Below are 17,360 nucleotides of genomic sequence, written 5' to 3'. Positions count from 1 at the left end.
CTCACGCAAGGTGAGGGTCAACCCGGGGTCGGGAGAAGTGCTGTCGACAGCAGTCAGGGGCGGCGCAGTGGATCGTCGAAGAATGCGAGCAGCAGCTGCGCCGCGGCATCCGCTTCGACACCGGCGAACACCTCGACCCGGTGGTTGAGCCGCCGGTCGCGGAGCACGTCGTAAAGCGAGCCGGCGGCGCCGGCCTTCTCGTCCCAGGCGCCGAACACCACGGTGGGGATGCGTGCGGCGAGGATCGCGCCCGCGCACATCACGCACGGCTCGAGCGTGACGACGAGGGTGCACTCGGTGAGCCGCCAGTCACCGGTGGCCTCGGCGGCCGTGCGGAGAGCGAGGAGTTCGGCATGCGCGGTGGGGTCGCCCAGCAATTCGCGCTCGTTGCGTCGGGCGGCGATGACCCGACCCGCGGCATCGACGACGACTGCGCCGACCGGAACGTCGCGGGTGACGGGCGCTTGGGCGGCCTCGGCGAGCGCGAGGCGCATCCATTCCCGGTGCTGCGGCAGCTCCATGCACCGCTCCCTTCGTGAGACGCCCGCGAACTAGACTCGAGCCTATGCGAGTCCACGTTGCCGATCACCCGCTCATCACCCACAAGCTGACGGTGCTTCGCGACGTGAACACCCCGTCGCCGGTCTTCCGTTCGCTCGTCGAGGAGCTCATGACGTTGCTCGCGTACGAGGGCACCCGTGGTGTTCGCGTCGAGCCGGTCGACATCGTCACCCCGGTCTCGCCGACCACGGGCGTGCGCATCGCCGACCCGAAGCCGCTCATCGTGCCGATCCTTCGCGCCGGTCTCGGCATGCTCGAGGGCATGACGAAGCTGTTGCCGACGGCCGAGGTCGGCTTCCTCGGCATGGCGCGCAATGAAGAGACCCTCGAGCCGACGACGTACGCCGAGCGGCTGCCCGATGACCTCAGCGACCGCCAGTGCTTCGTGCTCGACCCGATGCTGGCGACGGGTGGCTCCCTCGCGGCGGCCATCGAGTTCCTGCTGAAGCGCGGCGCGACGGATGTCACGGCGATCTGCATCCTCGCCGCCCCCGAGGGGCTCGCGGCGGTCGAGCAGGCGATGCATGGCCGCGAGGTCACGATCGTGCTCGGAGCGGTCGATGAGCGACTGAACGAACTCGGCTACATCGTGCCCGGCCTGGGCGACGCCGGCGACCGGCTGTACGGCACGGTATAAGCACCCTCGCGCTCTGCTCGGCCGAAGGATCTTCGAGGCGCGACGCGCCGTAGCGAGTACGAAGCGCGGAAGATTTTCGATTTCTCCTGTTTGTCGCAGGATCTTGCAACGCGGTGGTCACGCTGGCTGATCCTGCCGACTGCCGCATCGCATTGCGCACCGCGTGCGACGTCACACCTCGTCACGCAATGGTCATGAATTGACACACGCTCGGGTATCGGTTTGACTGACGCTCATGACTGACACCGCACGCAACCTGACCGCCCCCGGCGCTCTCAGGATGACCGGCATGATGATGCCGGCACGTGCACCCATGTGTTGTCGAATGTGCCGCTGACCGCGACCCGACCGCCGAGTCCAGCAGCCGATCCGCATCCCGATCGGCACCGACTCCTCTGAACCCTCCGCCTCTTCGGGGGTTCGCCCGGCCGAATCGGCCACTCGCTCCGACCCCGCCTCCGGGGTCCGTCGCCGCACCCTCCACACAAGGATCTCCGTCATGTCTCTTGCACTCGCACCCGCTCCCGTTCGCACCGTCCAGGCCCGCACCGCACCGTCGCTTCCCGCTGCACCGCTCCGCTCCGTGCCCACCGCTGCTCCCCGCACCCCCGCCCCGGTCTCCGACACCGAGGCTGCCCGCGCCCCACGGGTCCGGGCAGTGCCCGAAGGCACCGAGGCTCGCGGCTTCGTGCTCTACGTCGGCATCGACGAGGCGAAGGCCCTCGCCGACGGCACGACGCTGCACCGTATCGTCGAGGCGCTGCGCACGCTCACCGCCGAGGTCTCCCCCTCGGCCGAGACCTACGCCGCGGTCGCGTTGGCGCCCGAGGGTGCCGGCGGTCGCGACGTCGACGTCGTGCGCCTCGCCCTGCAAGACCCTGCAGCGCTCGCCAAGCAGCGCGAAGGCAATGGCACCCGGGATGACGCCGACCGCCACCCCAACGGCGTCATCATCGACATCTCACGCAAGCGCGTGCTGCTCGATGGCGAGGCCGCCGGCCTCACGTACAAGGAGTTCGAGTTGCTGCAGTACCTCGTGCTGCGCGAGGGCCGCACGATCGACCGCCACGAGCTGATCGACAACCTGTGGGATGCCGACGACGAGGCACCGAGCGAGCGCACGATCGATGTGCACGTCCGCCGCCTGCGCTCCAAGCTCGCGCACTACCAGGACATCGTGCGCACCGTACGCGGCGTCGGCTACCGCTTCGACCGTCACGCCGACGTGTCGATCCGCCAGGCGTCGACGCCGTCGCCCGACCTCTACTGAACCTCCCGCGGCACTGCCACTGAGCTTCCCGCGGCCTGACGTCGGCCGGCGACACCGCCGGCACGTCAGAGGCAACAGCGCTCGTCTGAGGTAGCCGGTTCGTTGCCTCCAACGTGATTCGGCGCCTCCTGCGACATCCTCATCGTGATGATCTTGAAAAATAACGGAACGATAACTAGCGCCTGTTACCGATCCGTTATATATTCGGAAGTGCGCCGACTGTTTGCTGTGGCAGGCGGCGTGGAATGTGATTGCAGGACACTCTTGGTGCAAGGGAGAGGGCCGGTCGTCAGCCTCTACGACCGGCCCTCAACCGATTCCGGACACAGCCGCTCGAGGGACAAGCACCCAGCGACGTCAGCCTCTACGACCGGCCCTCAACCGATTCCGGACACAGCCGCTCGAGGGACAAGCACCCAGCGACGTCAGCCTCTACGACCGGCCCTCAACCGATTCCAGACACAGCCGCTCGAGGGACAAGCACCCAGCGACGTCAGCCTCTACGACCGGCCCTCAACCGATTCCCGCCGCAGTTCCCTATTGTTGGATGCGTCCCACGAGATCGTGGAACGAACTCACGAGACGAAGGGAACTGGCATGGCAGATCGCGCGATCACCGTCGCCGCATGGGAATCACTGTTCCGTGCCCAAGTCACGATCATGCGTGCACTCGCCGCCGAGTTCCCGAGCGACGTCATCTCGCTGAACGAATACGACGTGCTGTTCAACATCACCCGTGCACCCGGCCGACGGCTGCGACTCAAAGACCTGAACCGCAATGTGCTCATCACGCAGCCGAGCGTGAGCCGACTCGTCGACCGGCTCGCGGCACGCGGCCTGATCGCGAAGCTCCACGACCCGAACGACGGGCGCGGCACGATCGTCGCGATCACCGACGAGGGATTCACGCTGTTCCGGCGCGTCGCGATCTCGCACATGGAAGCGATCAACCGGCAGTTCGGCGACACGCTGTCGGACGAGGAGCTTCGCACCCTCGCCGACCTCTGCAATCGGTTGCGGCCCGAGCTCGCCCAGAAACCGGTCGACGAGCCAGCGAGCTGAGCCCGCTCCCGTTTGACGGCGGGGCGGGAACCCTACCTCCCGCCCCACCGCGAGTCTCCGGGGAGACCCTCCCGCCGAGCGACCCGAACTGGGCTCGGCGAGCCTCTCCCGGCGATCACGCACGCGCGCGATCACGCGACTCGCCGATGCAGCGCGAGAAGGTCGGTCGGGTCCGACTCGGGTCTGCTCGCATCGTAGTCGTCAGCTTGCGGTGTGGATACTGCCCCGATTGGGGGGGGTCGAATCGGCGGCGCCGCCGCCCTTCCGTCGCCTCACGGCCAGTCGACGGATGCCTCGTACTCCTCGTGCCGCCGCAGGTACGCAGCGATGAACGGGCACTCGGGCACGATGCGCTCGCCCCGGGCGACAGCATCGTCGAGCACGAACTTCGCAAGCTTGCTCCCGAGACCCCGCCCCTCGAACTCGGGCAGCACCACGGTATGGGTGAACACGATCACGCCGTCGTGCAGCCGATATTGGGCGAATCCGGCGCGCTCACCGGCGAACGAGAGTACGTAACGGTTGCGGTCATCGTTGCGGACGATTTCGACGATGTCGGTGGCCATGGCGTGACTCTACCCGGCTCGGCCGACCGCCTCGCCGTGAACGACGCGCGCTGCGTCGGCGGCGAACCGAGCCGACCGGCGGTGGGAGCGTTCGCCGATGAACGTCTCGACCGGGTGCGACATGGTGACGTCGGGCGGCACTCCAGATCACCCGCGTGGAGGCCGACACCCTCCCTCCCGAGCACGAGCGGCGACGGATGCGTCCGACGCGCGCCGCGACATCCGCCTCGCCGTCGTCGTGTGCATGCCCGTGCGCCGTCGCGGTCGCAACGACGAGGGCGATCAACCAGACGAAGACCAACGCGAAGGCCACGATCTCGAAGACGGTCAGGTTGAAGAGCCCGAGTCCGTCGTACGCGACCATGGCGACCACCTCGACCGTGAGCGAGCCGTACGACAACCACACGAAGATCCGCGGCATCCGCGATGCGAAGAGCTGGACGCCGAGGCACAGCGTCGCGAAGGCTGCCGCCGCACCGACGGCGAAGGCGTTGTGCAGATCGGTGGCGCCATCGATCGGCACCACTCCGACACCCATGAGGCATACGCCGACAAGGGCGATCAGTGTCTGCATCACCGCGCGTGCGCCGGGGCGCAGCCCGAATCGCCCGTCAGCGAGCGCGCGCGTCAGCGAGGCCGACAGGCCGGCGATCCCGAGGCCCGACACGATGATGGCGCCGTTGAAGCACGCCGCTGCGAGGTCGTTCGAAGTACCGAGGGTACTGAAATTGCGCGTCCACCAGTCGCCCGTCGGGGTGATGCTCATGCTCGCGATGCTCCCGGCGGCGAGCAGCATGGCGACGAGGTTGAATGTGCGGTAGACCTCGTGCTCGATCGCGCGACGGTGCAGCTGGTAGGTTCCGACGCCGAACGCTCCTCCGAGCAGCACTCCGACCAGCCGATGACCGCCCGGCAACCCATCGAACGCCGCCGCGGTGAAGTGCACGCCGAGCAGCGCGATCGCAGCCCAGGTGAGGCCGTTGGCGATCGCGCGAGGCTCTGCCCGCAGGGCCGGCAGGCCGAGGTGCACCAGGCCCGCGAGCCCCGCTCGTGAGCCCGAGGCGACGATCAGGCAGAGGCCGACCGCCGCGCCGCCGGCCAGCGCCGGCGCCATCCACATCACGTCGACCGCGTGTTCACCCGTCGCCGAGAACCGCGGATCGAGCGCGCGATAGAGCACGATCGAGACCGCCGCCGCGATGAGCAGCGCATAGACCCGTCTCATGAACGACGCGGGGCCGCTCGAGCGCAAGCTTCGCAGCCGAACGTGCCCCACACGGTCGGCGGAGCCGGAACGGATCGCACGCTGTGAAAGAACGACCGCCCGGTAGAACGAAGCCGAGTCGAACCCGGCTCGCACACCCCTCATATCCGAACTCTCGATCACGGGAAATCAGACTGAGGCGAGCCTAACCGCCTTGCGGCCCTACCGTCACGTCTGCGCCGAGATACCGTCATCGATCTTCAGCGACTTCCCAGCAAGCGGCAGGCTGGCGCAGAGGGGATTCATAGCCTCCCCGGCCGGCCTCGACAACGGTGGGTGGTGAACCCGTTGCCGGGCTCTTGGCGAGCGGGAACGGGAGCGGAAACACGAACGGCCCGCCGAAGCGAGCCGTTCGATTACTGTCTCAACCAGTGTGCGCCCGGAGGGATTCGAACCCCCAACCTTCTGATCCGTAGTCAGATGCTCTATCCGTTGAGCTACGGGCGCGTTGGCTGTCACCCGCGCTTCAATCGCAATCAGGCAACCACGTAACTCTAACGCACGCGCTCAGATCTCGCCAATCGAGGGCGACGGTCTCAGTGGGCGGAATGCTCGGGTCGCAGCGCGTCGAGCGCGGTGAGCTGACGCCGGTTGGCGACCTGCCGGTACGAGGTCTCGATGAGCTCGGCGATGAGGCTCCAGTCGGTGTCGGCGTGATCGAGGTCGAGCGCGACCCATCGGTTTCGGTCGTAGTAGGGCGGCCCGAAGAACCGATCGTCTTGCACGAGCGCGAGGTGCTCGTCGGGGTCGGTCTTCAGCACGATCGAGAGCGGACGTTCCATCGAGGCGCTCACGTGCACGAAGATCGGTTTCGCCGCCCGGAAGGTCGGCCTGCCCCATGCTTCGACTTCGACGGCTTCTGGCAGTTCGAGGCAGACGGCGCGCACGCGCTCGACGAGCGGATGCTGAGGGTCGACGACGCGAGGATGGTCCACGTGCGCCACGTTACGCCGCACCGCCGACACCAGGCGAGCCCGCGTCATCCGACCGGCGCTATCCCTTGACGGCGCCGCCGAGGCCGGCAGAGCGCAGGAAGACGCCTTGGAAGAGCAGGAACAGCACGACCGGGATGAGCGTCGAGATCGCGAGCGCCGCGAGGAACACGTCGAGTTCGATCGACCCCTGCACCGCCGGCAGCCGCACCGACAGCGGCTGCACGGCAGGGTCGGGCAGCACGAGCATCGGCCAGAGGAAGTCCTTCCACGCGGCGATGATCGCGAAGACCGAGACGACGCCGAGGATGGGCTTGGACATGGGCAGCACGATCGACCAGAAGAGCCGGAACGGGCCGGCGCCATCGGTGCGCGCCGCCTCGAAGACCTCCCGCGGCAGCGCGTCGAAGAAGCGCTTGACGAGCAGGATGTTGAACGCGTTCGCCGCCGCGGGCAGCCACACCGCGAGGTAGTTGTTGAGGAGTGACACGTCGCCGGGCAGCGGCGGGTTCACGATCGTCAGGTAGAGCGGCACCAGCAGCACCACCGCGGGTATGAACATCGTCGCGAGGATCGCGCCGTTCAGGATCGGTCCGTACCGCGGCCGCAGCACCGACAGCGCATACCCGGCAGTGGTCGCCACGAGCAGCTGGAAGAACCAGGATCCGCCCGCGATCACGATCGTGTTCCAGAAGTACTGGTCGATGTGCACCTCGATCCAGGCGGCGTGCAGGTTCGCCCAGTCGATGCCGTTCGGCCAGAGTGCGAGCGGTTGGCGCAGCGTGTCCTGCGTCGGGGTCACCGCCGACTTCGCAAGCCACAGCAGCGGTCCGAGCCCGGCGACGACGAGGCCGACGAAGAGCACGAAGTGCACGCCGCCCATGCCCAGGCGCACGCCACGCTTCTTGCCGTCGAAGTCCGAGACGATGCCGCGGTCGCGGTCGTCTTCGCGGCGTCTCATCCGTCGAGATCTCAGCGAGAACCGAGGCAGACGGATGTCTCGTGCGGTCGGTGTCGTCGTCATGAGGTGCTCCAGCGTTTCGTGAGCGTGAAGTACAACCAGCTGAGCAGCGCCAGCACCACCGCCAGCATCACGGAGAGCGCGGTCGCCTCTCCGTAGTCGCCGCCGAGGCTGTTCTGGAACGCGTAGCGGTAGATGAGGAGCAGGATCGTCACCGTGGCGTTGTTCGGACCACCGCCCGTGAAGAGGAACGGCTCGAGGAACACCTGCGCCGTTGCGATGACCTGCAGGATCAGCATGATGAAGAGGATTCCGCGGAGCTGGGGCAGGGTGACGTGCCAGATCTTGTTCCAGATCGAGGCGCCGTCGACCTCGGCCGCGTCGTAGAGCTCGGGCGGCACGCTGAGCAGCGCGGCGAGGTAGATGATGATCGACCCGCCCGCGCCGGCCCACGTCGCCTCGAGCACCAGGGAGGGCATCGCCGTCGCCGACGACTGCAGCCACGGCTGCGCGGGCAGGCCGAACCAGCCGAGCACGGTGTTGAAGAGGCCCGTCGGGCTCGCGTCGTAGAAGACCTTCCACAGCAGCACCGCCACGACCGGCGGCACCACGACGGGAAGGTAGGCGAGCGCGCTGTAGAACCCCTTCGCTCGCCGCACCTCGCTCATGAGCACGGCGACGACGATCGGCAGCGGGAAGCCGAAGAGCAAGGCGAGTGCCGCGAAGTACAGGGTGTTCAGGATGGCGGTGCCGAGCAGCGGATCGCTCAGCACGGCGGCGAAGTTGTCGAGTCCCACCCAGGTGGGCGGGTCGAGGAGGTTCGTCTCCTGGAGGCTCATGATGACCGACTGCACGATCGGCGACCAGCTGAAGACGGTGAAGACGAGGAGCATCGGGGCGAGGAATGCGAGCGTCGAGAGCCCGCCGCCCCGCATCCACGTGCGGAGGTTCCGCGGACGCCGGCGTTGAGCGGATGCCGCGGGCGAGGCGCCCTCGTCGGCGCTCGGCGCCGCGGCGGGCGGTGTCGCGGTGAGAGTCATCGGTGATCCTTCTTGAGCGTCGCCGGTCGAGGAGCGCGGAGCGCGTATCGAGACCCGAAGGTCTCGATACGCGTCCTCCTTCGTCGGGCGCTACTCGACCGGCGAAAGGTGGAGAGGCGAGGCGCTACTCGTCGAGCAGGGCCTGTGCTTCGGCGTCGGCGCTCTCGAGGAGCGCGTCGATGTCGGCGTCGGGGTCGGTGAGCACCGCCTGCACCACGGGGTCGAGCAACGCGTAGATCTCCTGGGTCTTGCCCTTCGGCTCGCCGACCGGCGTCTGCTCCCAGATTCCCTCGATGAAGGGAGCCATCTGGTCGCGGGGCACGTTGATGAACGGCTCGATCCAGACGAGCGATTGCTCGTACGCTTCACGATTCAGCACCGGCAGCAAGGGGGTTCCGACGGCCTGGTCGCTCGCGGCGAGTGTCTCGGCGTCGAGCACCGCGGCATCCTCGTTCAGGAGCTTCTGCATGTAGTACCAGTCGATCCAGGTGACGGCCGCCGCCTTCGTCGTCTCGTCGACGGTGGGGCTCACGACGGCGATGTCGCCGCCGCCGAGGGTGCCGCCCTCGTTCTCGATCGGAATGACCGTGAGCCCGTAGTCGTCGGGGTTCAGCGAGAAGTCGCGCACGAGTGCCGTGTAGATGTCGGAGCCGGTGGTGTACATGCCGATGTTGCCGGCTGCGAACTCCTGGTTGATCGAGCCCCAGTCGAGCAGGAAGTTCGCCCCCAAGGAGTTGTCCTCCCAGCGCAGCTGCTGCAGGAACTCGAGCGCGGCCGCCGTGCCCTCGTTCGCGATCGTCGAGGTGTAGGTGCCGTCGCCGTTCTCCTCCTGGATGCTCCCGCCGCGGGCGACCGTCGCCGCGGTGAGCTGCCAGCCGCCCGTGTTGTTCTGCGTCATCTGCATGTATCCGGCCTTGCCGGTCTTCTCGGCGATGGTCTTCGCTGCCGTGCGAACCTCGTCCCACGTGGTGGGCGGGCTGTCGGGGTCGAGTCCGGCCGCCTCGAAGAGCGTGCGGTTGTAGTGCAGGCCCATCGCGTAGGCCTGGCGCGGGAACCCGAAGATGCGACCGTCGGAGTCCGTGACCCCGTCGAGGATGACCGGGTTGAAGCTGTCGGTGTAGCCGAGCTCCTCGATCTCATCGGTCACGTCCATGAGTTGGCCGTTCTCGAGCAGCGTCTTCGAGTCGGTGAACGGCACCGTGAAGACGTCGGGCAGGCTGCCTCCGGCGAGTTGCACGGCGAAGGTCGGGCCCTCCCATTCGTATTCGACGCCGATGACGTCGATGCCGGGGTTGAGCTTCTCGAACTGCTTCTCCTGCTCGGCGAATGCGTCGTAGGCGGCCTGATCGGCGCCGGGCGGGAACGTGGCGACGCGAAGCTCGGTCTTGCCGCTCTCGCCTCCTCCCGAGCTGCACGCGGCGAGCGCGCCGACCATCGCGAACGCGGCGATGCCGGCGATCACGACCTTCCGTGGTGACTTCATTGTCCAGTCCTTTCGGTGCTGTGTTCAGGTGTGATGCGGGATGCGTGCCGCGACATGGTGAGCGCGACGGCCTCGACGGTCAGGCGCTTCGGTGGAGCCAGGCCGTGGAGTCTGGGGGAAGCAGTCCGCCGACGAGCGGAGTGCTCGAGAGCAGGATGCTCTCGTGGTCGGGCAGGGCGATGGGCTGGTCGCCGAGGTTCGTGACGTTCACGAAGCGCTCGCCGCGGTGGAAGATGAGCGCATCGGCCCCGCTTGCGACCCAGGTGAGCGATCCGTCGCCGAGGGCCGCCTCGCGCTTGCGCAGGCGCAGGGCCTGTCGGTAGAGCCAGAGCATCGATCCCGGGTCCGCTTCCTGCGCCTGCACGGTGAGGCCCGCCCACTCGACCGGCTGCGGCAGCCAGGGACTGCCGGAGGCATCGGGCGGGCTGAACCCGAAGGGCGCGTCGGTGCCGCGCCAGGGCAGCGGCACGCGGCATCCGTCACGGCCGGGGTCGACGCCGCCCGAGCGGAAGTGCATCGGGTCCTCGAGCACCTCCCGCGGCAGCTCGACCTCGGGCAGGCCGAGCTCATCGCCCTGGTAGAGGTAGAGCGATCCGGGCAGCGCTGCCGTCAGCAGGGCGGCGGCACGCGCGCGACGGATGCCGCGTTCGAGGTCGGTGGGGGTATCGAACCGCTTCCTCGCGAACGCGAAGGAGGAATCCGCCCGGCCGTATCGCGTGACCGGCCGGGTGACGTCGTGGTTGGAGAGCACCCAGGTGCTCGGCGCGCCGACGGGCGCGTGGGCGGCCAGCATCAGATCGATCGAGTCGCGCAATTCCGCAGCGTCCCATGGCCTCGACATGAAGTCGAAGTTGAACGCGGTGTGCATCTCGTCCGGCCTGAGGTATGCCGCGAAGCGGGCGGCATCCGGCACCCAGACCTCGCCGACGAGCACGCGAGTGCCCTCGTAGGAGTCGGCGATCCGACGCCAAGCACGGTAGACCTCGTGCACCTCGTCCCGATCCTCCGTCGGATGGGCTCCGGGTGCGACCACTGCCGGCACTTCGGGCAGCGCCGGATCCTTGATGAGCAGGCCGGCAGAGTCGATGCGCACCCCGGCGACACCTCGGTCGAACCAGAACCGCAGGATCTCCTCGTGCTCGCGCCGCACATCGGGATGATTCCAGTTCAGATCGGGCTGCTCGGGAGTGAAGAGGTGCAGGTACCACTCCCCCGGTTCGCCGTCGGGGTTCGTGGTGCGCGTCCACGTGTCGCCCTGGAAGTTCGACACCCAGTTCGTGGGCATCTCCTCACCGTTCGGACCCTTGCCCGGGTGGAACCAGAACCGCTCGCGCTCGGGTGCCCCCGGCCCGGCCGCGAGCGCCGCCCGAAACCAGGGGTGCTCGCTCGAGACGTGGTTGGGCACCACGTCGATGATGGTGCGGATACCGAGCTCGAGCGCCTCCGCGATGAGCTGCTCGGCGTCGTCGAGGGTGCCGAAGCTCGGGTGGATGTCGCGGTAGTCGCTGACGTCGTACCCGCCGTCGGCGAGCGGTGACGGGTACCACGGGTTGAACCAGAGCGCGTCGACCCCGAGTTCCTTCAGGTATCCGAGACGGCTGCGGACGCCGCGAAGGTCACCCGTGCCATCTCCGTCGGAGTCGGCGAAGCTGCGCACGTAGACCTGGTAGATCACGGCGCTGCGCCACCAGAGCGAGTCCTCCGCGAGCGCGGTGGGTACCGGGGTGGCATCCGTGAGGTGCATGGTCACGCTGCGAATCTCCTCGCGTCGACGGGGCGGAAGCGCCGTGTCGGCTGGAGACGACGGCGTCGATGACCGTCAACGTATTGAGAGCAACAGAATGATGCAACTATTCAACAAATCGACATCAGTTTGCGAAGATTTGCGTGGAATTGCGGAACCAGCTTGCCTGATTCACGCAAGCAAGACCGCAGAGGGTCAGCGGGCGGCGGGGGCGGTCGAGCCGCGGACCACGAGTTCGGGCGCGAAGAAGACCTCGTCGCCGATCGCCCGATCGCTCGACATCTGCCTCATCAACAGCTCGATGATCATCTTGCCCATCGCCTCGATCGGCTGGCGCACCGTGGTCAGCGGGGGCTCGGTGCAGTTCATCAACGCGGAGTCGTCGTACCCGATCACCGACACGTCGGCAGGCACCCGGAGCCCGGCTCGACGCACGGCGCGCACGGCGCCGAGCGCCATGGGGTCGCTCGCGCAGACGATGCCGGTGACGCCGGCGGCCAACAGCTTGGTCGCAGCCGTCTGCCCGGACTCGAGGGAGTAGAGCGAGTGCACGACCCGGTCGTCGCCGAGCTCGAGCCCGTGGCGCTCGGCCATGCGCACCGCGGCCGCGTGCTTCCGCTGCGACGGCACGTGGTCGCGCGGGCCCAGGAGGATGCCGATCCGCCGGTGACCGAGCTGCACGAGGTGGCCGAAGGCCTGCTCCATCGAGGTCTCGTCATCGCACGAGACGGTGGCGAAGTCGAGTCCGTCGATCGGGGCGTTCACGAGCACCGTGGGGAGCTTCAGCTCCTTGAGTCGTGCGTAGTGGTCGTGATTCACCTCGGCCTGCGCGTACGCGCCGCCCGCGAAGATGACCCCGGACACCTGCTGGTGCAGCAGCAACTCGACGTAGTCGGACTCCGAGATGCCACCGGCCGTCTGGATGCAGAGCACCGGCGTGTACCCGTTCTGCGCCAGGCCACCGCCGATCGCCTCGGCGAGCGCGGGGAAGATCGGATTCTGCAGCTCGGGCATCACCAGGCCGACGAGCCTCGCCCGCTCGCCGCGGAGCTTGGTCGGTCGCTCGTAGCCCAGCACGTCGAGCGCCGTGAGCACCGCGTCGCGGGTCGATGCGGAGACCCCCGGCTTGCCGTTGAGCACCCGGCTGACGGTGGCTTCGCTGACTCCGACCTTGCGCGCGACATCCGCGAGTCTCCTCGACATGCCCGCCATGCTACGGGAGGGCCCGCAAGAACTCGACAATCGGCTTTGTCGCCGTGCTGCACCGCGAAACGGTGCGTGGGCCCAGGTCAATCCCCTGGCGGCGGTGCCGTGTGCGTGCCTACTGTGAAGCAGCGGATGCCGCCGCAGCCGCATACCCGAAAGGAGCCCGTCATGGGCGAGCCGCACGGGCGGACCCCCGATACCCTCACCGAACCCGAGCAACCCGAGCAGCCGAAATTCGCAGAGGAAGCGGTGCGACGACGCATCCGCGACCTTCCCCCACCGAGCACCGAGGGCCCGTCGCTGAGCGACCCCGAGGCGCGGGTGCCGGCCGAAGATCCGCTCGATGCACGCAAGCCGGGCATCGAACGCGATGACCCCCTCGACCCCCAACGGTCACGCGGTGCGCACGGCCGCGGCTGACGACTAGAGTTCCGGCATGGGCAAGTTCATCTACAACTCTTCGTCACGCGAAATCGAGATCGACGACCGCACACTCGCCCATCTCCGCGTGGCCATTCTCAACAAGCTCCGCCGCTCCGAGAGCTTCGCGATGACCTGGGAGCACGGCGTGGAGAACGGCAGCGGTCGCACGACCATCTGGCTGCACGAGTCCATCCCGCTGCAGTTCGTCTTCAGCGGCAACCGTCCGCCCGTGCTGAACCGGCTCTGGGTCGAGCAATTGCTGCTCTCCGCCAACAGCACGGCCGGCCTGCACTTCGTGCCAGAGCCGTCGGAATCCGAGCAGTTCGAGGCCGAATAGCATCGACGCTCGCGATCCTGTCGTCTGAGTCCCGCGTAGCAGTCCCTCCTCCCGGCAGCAAGCCCTCGCGGCCGTGGAACGCAGTGCCTACCGTGGCTGACGGGCGCCGACCGCGCGCCCGGAGCAAGGAGGAAATGGCCATGAGCACAACCCTGACGGCGTCGACCGAAGTCGAGGTGCCCGTGCGTGTCGCCTATGACCAGTGGACGCAGTTCGAGTCCTTCCCGGAGTTCTTCGGCGGCGTCGACGAGGTGCGCCAGATCGACGATGCGCTGACCCACTGGATCGTCTCGATCGGCGGCGTGAAGCGTGAGTTCGACGCCGAGATCGGCGATCAGGTGCCGGACGACCATGTGGCGTGGTCATCGATCGGCGAGGTGGTGCACCGCGGCCTGGTGCGATTCACGCCAGTGACCGCCGACCGCACCCGAATCGACCTCGAGATCGAGTGGGAGCCCGAAGGCTTCGTTGAGAAGGCCGGAGCCGCCCTGCACATCGACGACATGCAGGTCGAGCGCGACCTCGCTCGGTTCAAGGACTTCATCGAGGATCGTCACCGCGCCTCGGGCGCGTGGCGTGGCGAGATTCACGGCGAGGGCTCGACTCCGACGAGCAGTGCAGCTGCGGCTGCGCTCGAATCGGACGATGCGGTGATCGGGACGGATCCCGATCTGCGCCCGTAGCCATTCGCAGGCCTCGGGGCCCCGCGACGTCGGCGAGCGCCGAGGCCCCGGGGCTCTAGGCCTGAACGGTCTCGCTGTCGGCGATCTGCTGCACGTCGACGCCGACCTGCACCGGCTGATCGGCAGGCGTCTGAATGGGGTCGGTGTCGAGGTGCTCCGGCACGAGCAGGATGCCGCCGGTGCTGTTCGCCGATCGCATGAGATCTTCGATCCATTGCCGGCTGAGTTCAGGAGCCTCGGGCTCGTCGAAGACGAATCGCAGGGGGATGGACGCATGCAACCACAGCGTGCTTCTGCCGCGGGGCTGGTCGTCGGCGTGCTTCCACGACAGCGTGAACGACTCGCCACGGCGCAGTTTCGTCGTGATGGCGACCTTCAGGTGCGCCAGAGCGCGGTCCTCGATGCCGATCGGGGTGCCGGAGTCGCCGTAGTAGAGGGTGCCCACCCGAACAGCATACGGGCTGGGCACGCGAAACGGGCGGCCCGAAGGCCGCCCGTCCAGTGCGAAGTGTTGCGAGGTCGAACGGTCAGACCGTCCGCTTCCCGCCGAGGTACCGCACGAGAAAGACGATCACCGCGATGACTGCCAAGGCGATGCCAACCCAGATGAGGAAGTTCAGCGCAGGCACGACGCCGCCGGTGATGAGCAGCACGACCGCGGCAATGGCGATGATGGCGACGAGGATGTTCATGATCTCTCCTTCAGGTGTTCCGGCTCATGGTCGACGAGCGCGGAGGGCGGCTCGAACCCTGCGGGCAGAACCTCGAGACGGGGGTACGCCTCGTGATCTCGACGCTATTGGAGGGCCGTTCCGCGCGGCTAGGGGTTGACCCTCGTTCGCGGCGCGTGGTAGCCGCGTGCGCCGCGCAGTCCTCAGCGGTGACGACGCGCGCGCCGACGTCTGTCAATCCCCTGCCGGCGCACGACCGCGACGCGTACCGTGGCCGATGATTCGAGGAGGACCCTATGACGAACGATCAGCTGATCGATCCCACCACGAAGCACACGACCGACCGGTTCCCGAAACAGGAGCAGCAGCCGCCGGGTCTCACGGGACGGATGTCGCCGCTGCCCGATCACGGCGAGCAGAGCTACCGCGGTGCCGGCCGGCTCGAAGGACGACGGGCGCTCATCACCGGCGGTGACTCCGGCATCGGCAGGGCGGTCGCGATCGCGTTCGCGCGCGAGGGTGCGAAGGTCGCGATCGCCTTCCTGCCGAGCGAGCAGGCGGATGCCGAGGAGACCGCGAAGTGGATCCAGGACGCCGGCAGCGACCCGCTACTGTTGCCGGGCGACCTGCGCAGCGAGGCGCACTGCAAGGAGTTGGTCGAGCACACCGATCAGGCGTTCGGCGGCATCGACCTGCTCGTGCTGAACGCCGCGCACCAGCGCAATCGCGGCGGCATCGACACGATCCCGACCGCGGACTTCGAGGCCGTGATGCGCGTGAACCTGTTCGCTCCGGTGTTCCTCGCGCGGGCGGCCGTGCCCCTGATGGAAGCGGGATCGAGCATCATCACGACGAGCTCCATCCAGGGTTTCGACCCGTCATCGGAGCTCGTCGACTACGCCATGACCAAAGCGGCGCTCGTCGCCTTCACGAAGGCACTCGCAGAAGAACTCGGGCCACGAGGCATCCGTGTCAATGCCGTCGCACCCGGTCCGATCTGGACTCCGCTCATCCCGGCCACCGGCTGGCCCGACAAGTTGCCGGATTTCGGGCGGAACACCCCGCTCGGTCGCGCCGGTCAACCCGCCGAACTCGCCGGCGCGTACGTCTACCTCGCATCCGACGAAGCGTCGTACGTCTCCGGAGCCGTGCTACCGGTCACCGGTGGGCGCCCGCTCTAAGGCTCGATACGAGAGGAGCACATCGTGCCCGGTCGCAAGAACCCGTCACTCAAAGATCCGGAGCTCTACGAGGAACTGCGTGACGACGGAGCATCGAAGGAGAAGGCTGCCCGCATCTCGAACGCCGCCGCGAACCAGGGGCGAAGTGCCATCGGCCGAAAGGGCGGCGAGCACGGCGACTACGAGGACTGGACCGTCGACGCTCTGCGGAAGCGCGCGAAGGAGCTCGGCATCACGGGCTACAGCGGCAAGCGCAAGGCCGAACTCATCTCGACGCTCCGCAACCACTGAGTCCACCGATGCCGCGTCTCAAACGGGTCGAGCCATACGTCTCACCCGGGTTCGCCCGGGTGAGGCGGGGTCGCGGGTTCGGCTATGTGCACAACGACGGCGGGCTCGCCGGGCGGGCCGAGCGGGCGCGCATCGCCGACCTCGCCATTCCGCCGGCGTGGGAAGAGGTCTGGATCTCGGATGCGCCCAACGCGCACATCCTCGCAGTGGGCGTCGACGCAGCGGGTCGACGCCAATACCTCTACCACCCTGCGTGGCGTGAGCGGCAGGATGCCGAGAAGTTCCTGCGCATGACGGCCCTCGCCGAGACGTTGCCGCGCGCCCGGCGCAGTGTCGCGCGTGACCTCGCGCTCGACGCACTCCCCCGCGAGCGGGTGCTCGCCGCCGCCTTCCGGACGCTCGAGCTCGGCGCGATCCGCATCGGTTCCGAGGAGTCGCTCGCAGGGTTCCGCAGTCGCGGGCTCACCACGCTCCTGGTGCGGAACGCGCGGCTCGACGACGACGAGACCGTGCGGTTCCGGTTCCGGGCGAAGGGCGGCATCGCACAGGACATGCGGGTGACGGATGCCTCGCTGGCCGCATTCGTCGAGCAGGCCGGCGACCGCTCGGCCGCCGCCCGACTGTACGCCTGGTCGCACGGCCGCGGCATGCGAGCGGCCGGGCCGGTCGACGTGAATGGCGACATCCGAGAACGGACCGGCGGTGACTTCACGGCGAAGGACTTCCGCACGCTGCGCGGCACCGTCGTCGCCGCCGACCACCTCGCCGCGCTCGGGCCGGCGGGCACCGCTCGCGCGAGGAAGGCCGCCATCCGCGAGGCGATCGAGGAGGCGTCGCGCGTCCTCGGCAACACGCCGAGCATCGCGCGGGCGAGCTACGTCGACCCGCGAGTACTCGCCGCATACGAGCACGGCCGGGTCGTGGCATCCGGCCCGAATCGCGAACGGCGGCTGCTCGAGTTGCTCGGCCCGGCGGGTGCGGGTGCGCTCGCCTGAGACGGCGATGGCACGGCTCGGCACGGCTCGGAACGGCTCGGCTCGGCTCGGCT

General features: G+C 68.1%; 20 protein-coding genes and 1 tRNA gene. 9 read left to right on the top strand and 12 right to left on the bottom strand.

The features are described 5' to 3' along the window. Positions 1-53: 53 nt before the first annotated feature. Positions 54-521, bottom strand: coding sequence for a tRNA adenosine(34) deaminase TadA (tadA, locus tag AC6CH0_RS06500; RefSeq protein ID WP_498098990.1), 468 nt, complete (start codon positions 519-521; stop codon positions 54-56). A 44-nt stretch (positions 522-565) separates the two neighbouring features. Here tadA and upp point away from each other — a divergent pair, with 44 nt between their 5' ends. The 3 genes from upp (at position 566) to AC6CH0_RS06485 (ending at position 3,530) form a co-directional block, all read left to right on the top strand. Next, entirely contained in the window at positions 566-1,198 is a 633-nt protein-coding gene (gene upp, locus AC6CH0_RS06495; RefSeq protein ID WP_498098989.1) for a uracil phosphoribosyltransferase, read from the top strand. Positions 1,199-1,697: 499 nt separating this feature from the next. Beyond that, entirely contained in the window at positions 1,698-2,468 is a 771-nt protein-coding gene (locus tag AC6CH0_RS06490; RefSeq protein WP_498098988.1) for a winged helix-turn-helix domain-containing protein, read from the top strand. Positions 2,469-3,065: 597 nt separating this feature from the next. Continuing rightward, positions 3,066-3,530: a MarR family winged helix-turn-helix transcriptional regulator gene (locus tag AC6CH0_RS06485; RefSeq protein WP_498098987.1), complete on the top strand. Its 465-nt coding sequence runs from the start codon at positions 3,066-3,068 to the stop codon at positions 3,528-3,530. 272 nt (positions 3,531-3,802) lie between these two features. Here AC6CH0_RS06485 and AC6CH0_RS06480 read toward each other — a convergent pair whose 3' ends face one another. The 9 genes from AC6CH0_RS06480 to AC6CH0_RS06440 form a co-directional block, all read right to left on the bottom strand. Then, positions 3,803-4,096 carry a GNAT family N-acetyltransferase gene (locus tag AC6CH0_RS06480; RefSeq protein ID WP_498098986.1) on the bottom strand — a complete coding sequence of 98 codons (294 nt, stop codon included), beginning with the start codon at positions 4,094-4,096 and terminating at the stop codon, positions 3,803-3,805. Further along, positions 4,059-5,321, bottom strand: a complete 1,263-nt coding sequence (locus AC6CH0_RS06475; RefSeq protein WP_498098985.1) for a hypothetical protein — start codon at positions 5,319-5,321, stop codon at positions 4,059-4,061. The genes AC6CH0_RS06480 and AC6CH0_RS06475 overlap by 38 nt, the downstream gene beginning before the upstream one ends. A 413-nt stretch (positions 5,322-5,734) precedes the next feature. Next, positions 5,735-5,807, bottom strand: a tRNA-Arg gene (locus AC6CH0_RS06470). Between the two features lie 89 nt (positions 5,808-5,896). Further along, complete coding sequence (locus tag AC6CH0_RS06465; protein WP_498098984.1) at positions 5,897-6,295, bottom strand: MmcQ/YjbR family DNA-binding protein; 399 nt, start codon at positions 6,293-6,295, stop codon at positions 5,897-5,899. A gap of 58 nt (positions 6,296-6,353) precedes the next feature. Next, positions 6,354-7,316 carry a carbohydrate ABC transporter permease gene (locus tag AC6CH0_RS06460; protein WP_498098983.1) on the bottom strand — a complete coding sequence of 321 codons (963 nt, stop codon included), beginning with the start codon at positions 7,314-7,316 and terminating at the stop codon, positions 6,354-6,356. Continuing rightward, complete coding sequence (locus AC6CH0_RS06455) at positions 7,313-8,293, bottom strand: carbohydrate ABC transporter permease (RefSeq protein WP_498098982.1); 981 nt, start codon at positions 8,291-8,293, stop codon at positions 7,313-7,315. The genes AC6CH0_RS06460 and AC6CH0_RS06455 overlap by 4 nt, the downstream gene beginning before the upstream one ends. 124 nt (positions 8,294-8,417) lie before the next feature. Continuing rightward, positions 8,418-9,776 (bottom strand): ABC transporter substrate-binding protein, encoded by a 1,359-nt coding sequence (locus tag AC6CH0_RS06450; RefSeq protein WP_498098981.1) that lies wholly within the window; start codon positions 9,774-9,776, stop codon positions 8,418-8,420. 79 nt (positions 9,777-9,855) lie between these two features. Then, positions 9,856-11,520 (bottom strand): glycoside hydrolase family 13 protein, encoded by a 1,665-nt coding sequence (locus tag AC6CH0_RS06445; RefSeq protein WP_498101056.1) that lies wholly within the window; start codon positions 11,518-11,520, stop codon positions 9,856-9,858. A gap of 195 nt (positions 11,521-11,715) precedes the next feature. Beyond that, positions 11,716-12,723, bottom strand: a complete 1,008-nt coding sequence (locus AC6CH0_RS06440; protein ID WP_498098980.1) for a LacI family DNA-binding transcriptional regulator — start codon at positions 12,721-12,723, stop codon at positions 11,716-11,718. 171 nt (positions 12,724-12,894) lie between these two features. Here AC6CH0_RS06440 and AC6CH0_RS06435 point away from each other — a divergent pair, with 171 nt between their 5' ends. The 3 genes from AC6CH0_RS06435 (at position 12,895) to AC6CH0_RS06425 (ending at position 14,169) form a co-directional block, all read left to right on the top strand. After that, positions 12,895-13,146 (top strand): hypothetical protein, encoded by a 252-nt coding sequence (locus tag AC6CH0_RS06435; protein WP_498098979.1) that lies wholly within the window; start codon positions 12,895-12,897, stop codon positions 13,144-13,146. Between the two features lie 16 nt (positions 13,147-13,162). Further along, complete coding sequence (locus tag AC6CH0_RS06430; RefSeq protein ID WP_498098978.1) at positions 13,163-13,486, top strand: DUF7882 family protein; 324 nt, start codon at positions 13,163-13,165, stop codon at positions 13,484-13,486. A 140-nt stretch (positions 13,487-13,626) separates the two neighbouring features. After that, complete coding sequence (locus tag AC6CH0_RS06425; protein ID WP_498098977.1) at positions 13,627-14,169, top strand: SRPBCC family protein; 543 nt, start codon at positions 13,627-13,629, stop codon at positions 14,167-14,169. A gap of 55 nt (positions 14,170-14,224) precedes the next feature. Here AC6CH0_RS06425 and AC6CH0_RS06420 read toward each other — a convergent pair whose 3' ends face one another. Both AC6CH0_RS06420 and AC6CH0_RS06415 read right to left on the bottom strand, forming a co-directional pair. Continuing rightward, positions 14,225-14,614: a DUF7882 family protein gene (locus tag AC6CH0_RS06420; RefSeq protein WP_498098976.1), complete on the bottom strand. Its 390-nt coding sequence runs from the start codon at positions 14,612-14,614 to the stop codon at positions 14,225-14,227. Positions 14,615-14,696: 82 nt separating this feature from the next. Beyond that, complete coding sequence (locus AC6CH0_RS06415) at positions 14,697-14,861, bottom strand: hypothetical protein (RefSeq protein WP_498098975.1); 165 nt, start codon at positions 14,859-14,861, stop codon at positions 14,697-14,699. Positions 14,862-15,136: 275 nt separating this feature from the next. Between AC6CH0_RS06415 and AC6CH0_RS06410 the strand changes: the two genes are divergently transcribed. The 3 genes from AC6CH0_RS06410 to AC6CH0_RS06400 are packed head-to-tail and all read left to right on the top strand — an operon-like array spanning position 15,137 to position 17,307. Further along, positions 15,137-16,021 (top strand): SDR family oxidoreductase, encoded by an 885-nt coding sequence (locus AC6CH0_RS06410; RefSeq protein WP_498098974.1) that lies wholly within the window; start codon positions 15,137-15,139, stop codon positions 16,019-16,021. A gap of 24 nt (positions 16,022-16,045) precedes the next feature. Next, positions 16,046-16,312, top strand: coding sequence for a DUF7218 family protein (locus tag AC6CH0_RS06405; protein ID WP_498098973.1), 267 nt, complete (start codon positions 16,046-16,048; stop codon positions 16,310-16,312). A gap of 8 nt (positions 16,313-16,320) precedes the next feature. Beyond that, complete coding sequence (locus tag AC6CH0_RS06400; protein WP_498098972.1) at positions 16,321-17,307, top strand: DNA topoisomerase IB; 987 nt, start codon at positions 16,321-16,323, stop codon at positions 17,305-17,307. Positions 17,308-17,360: the final 53 nt, after the last annotated feature.

The sequence above is a fragment of the Agromyces sp. GQ35 genome, from assembly GCF_059758475.1.
Note: the sequence above shows the minus strand (reverse complement) of the source record. Positions and strands in the feature narration are given on the sequence as shown.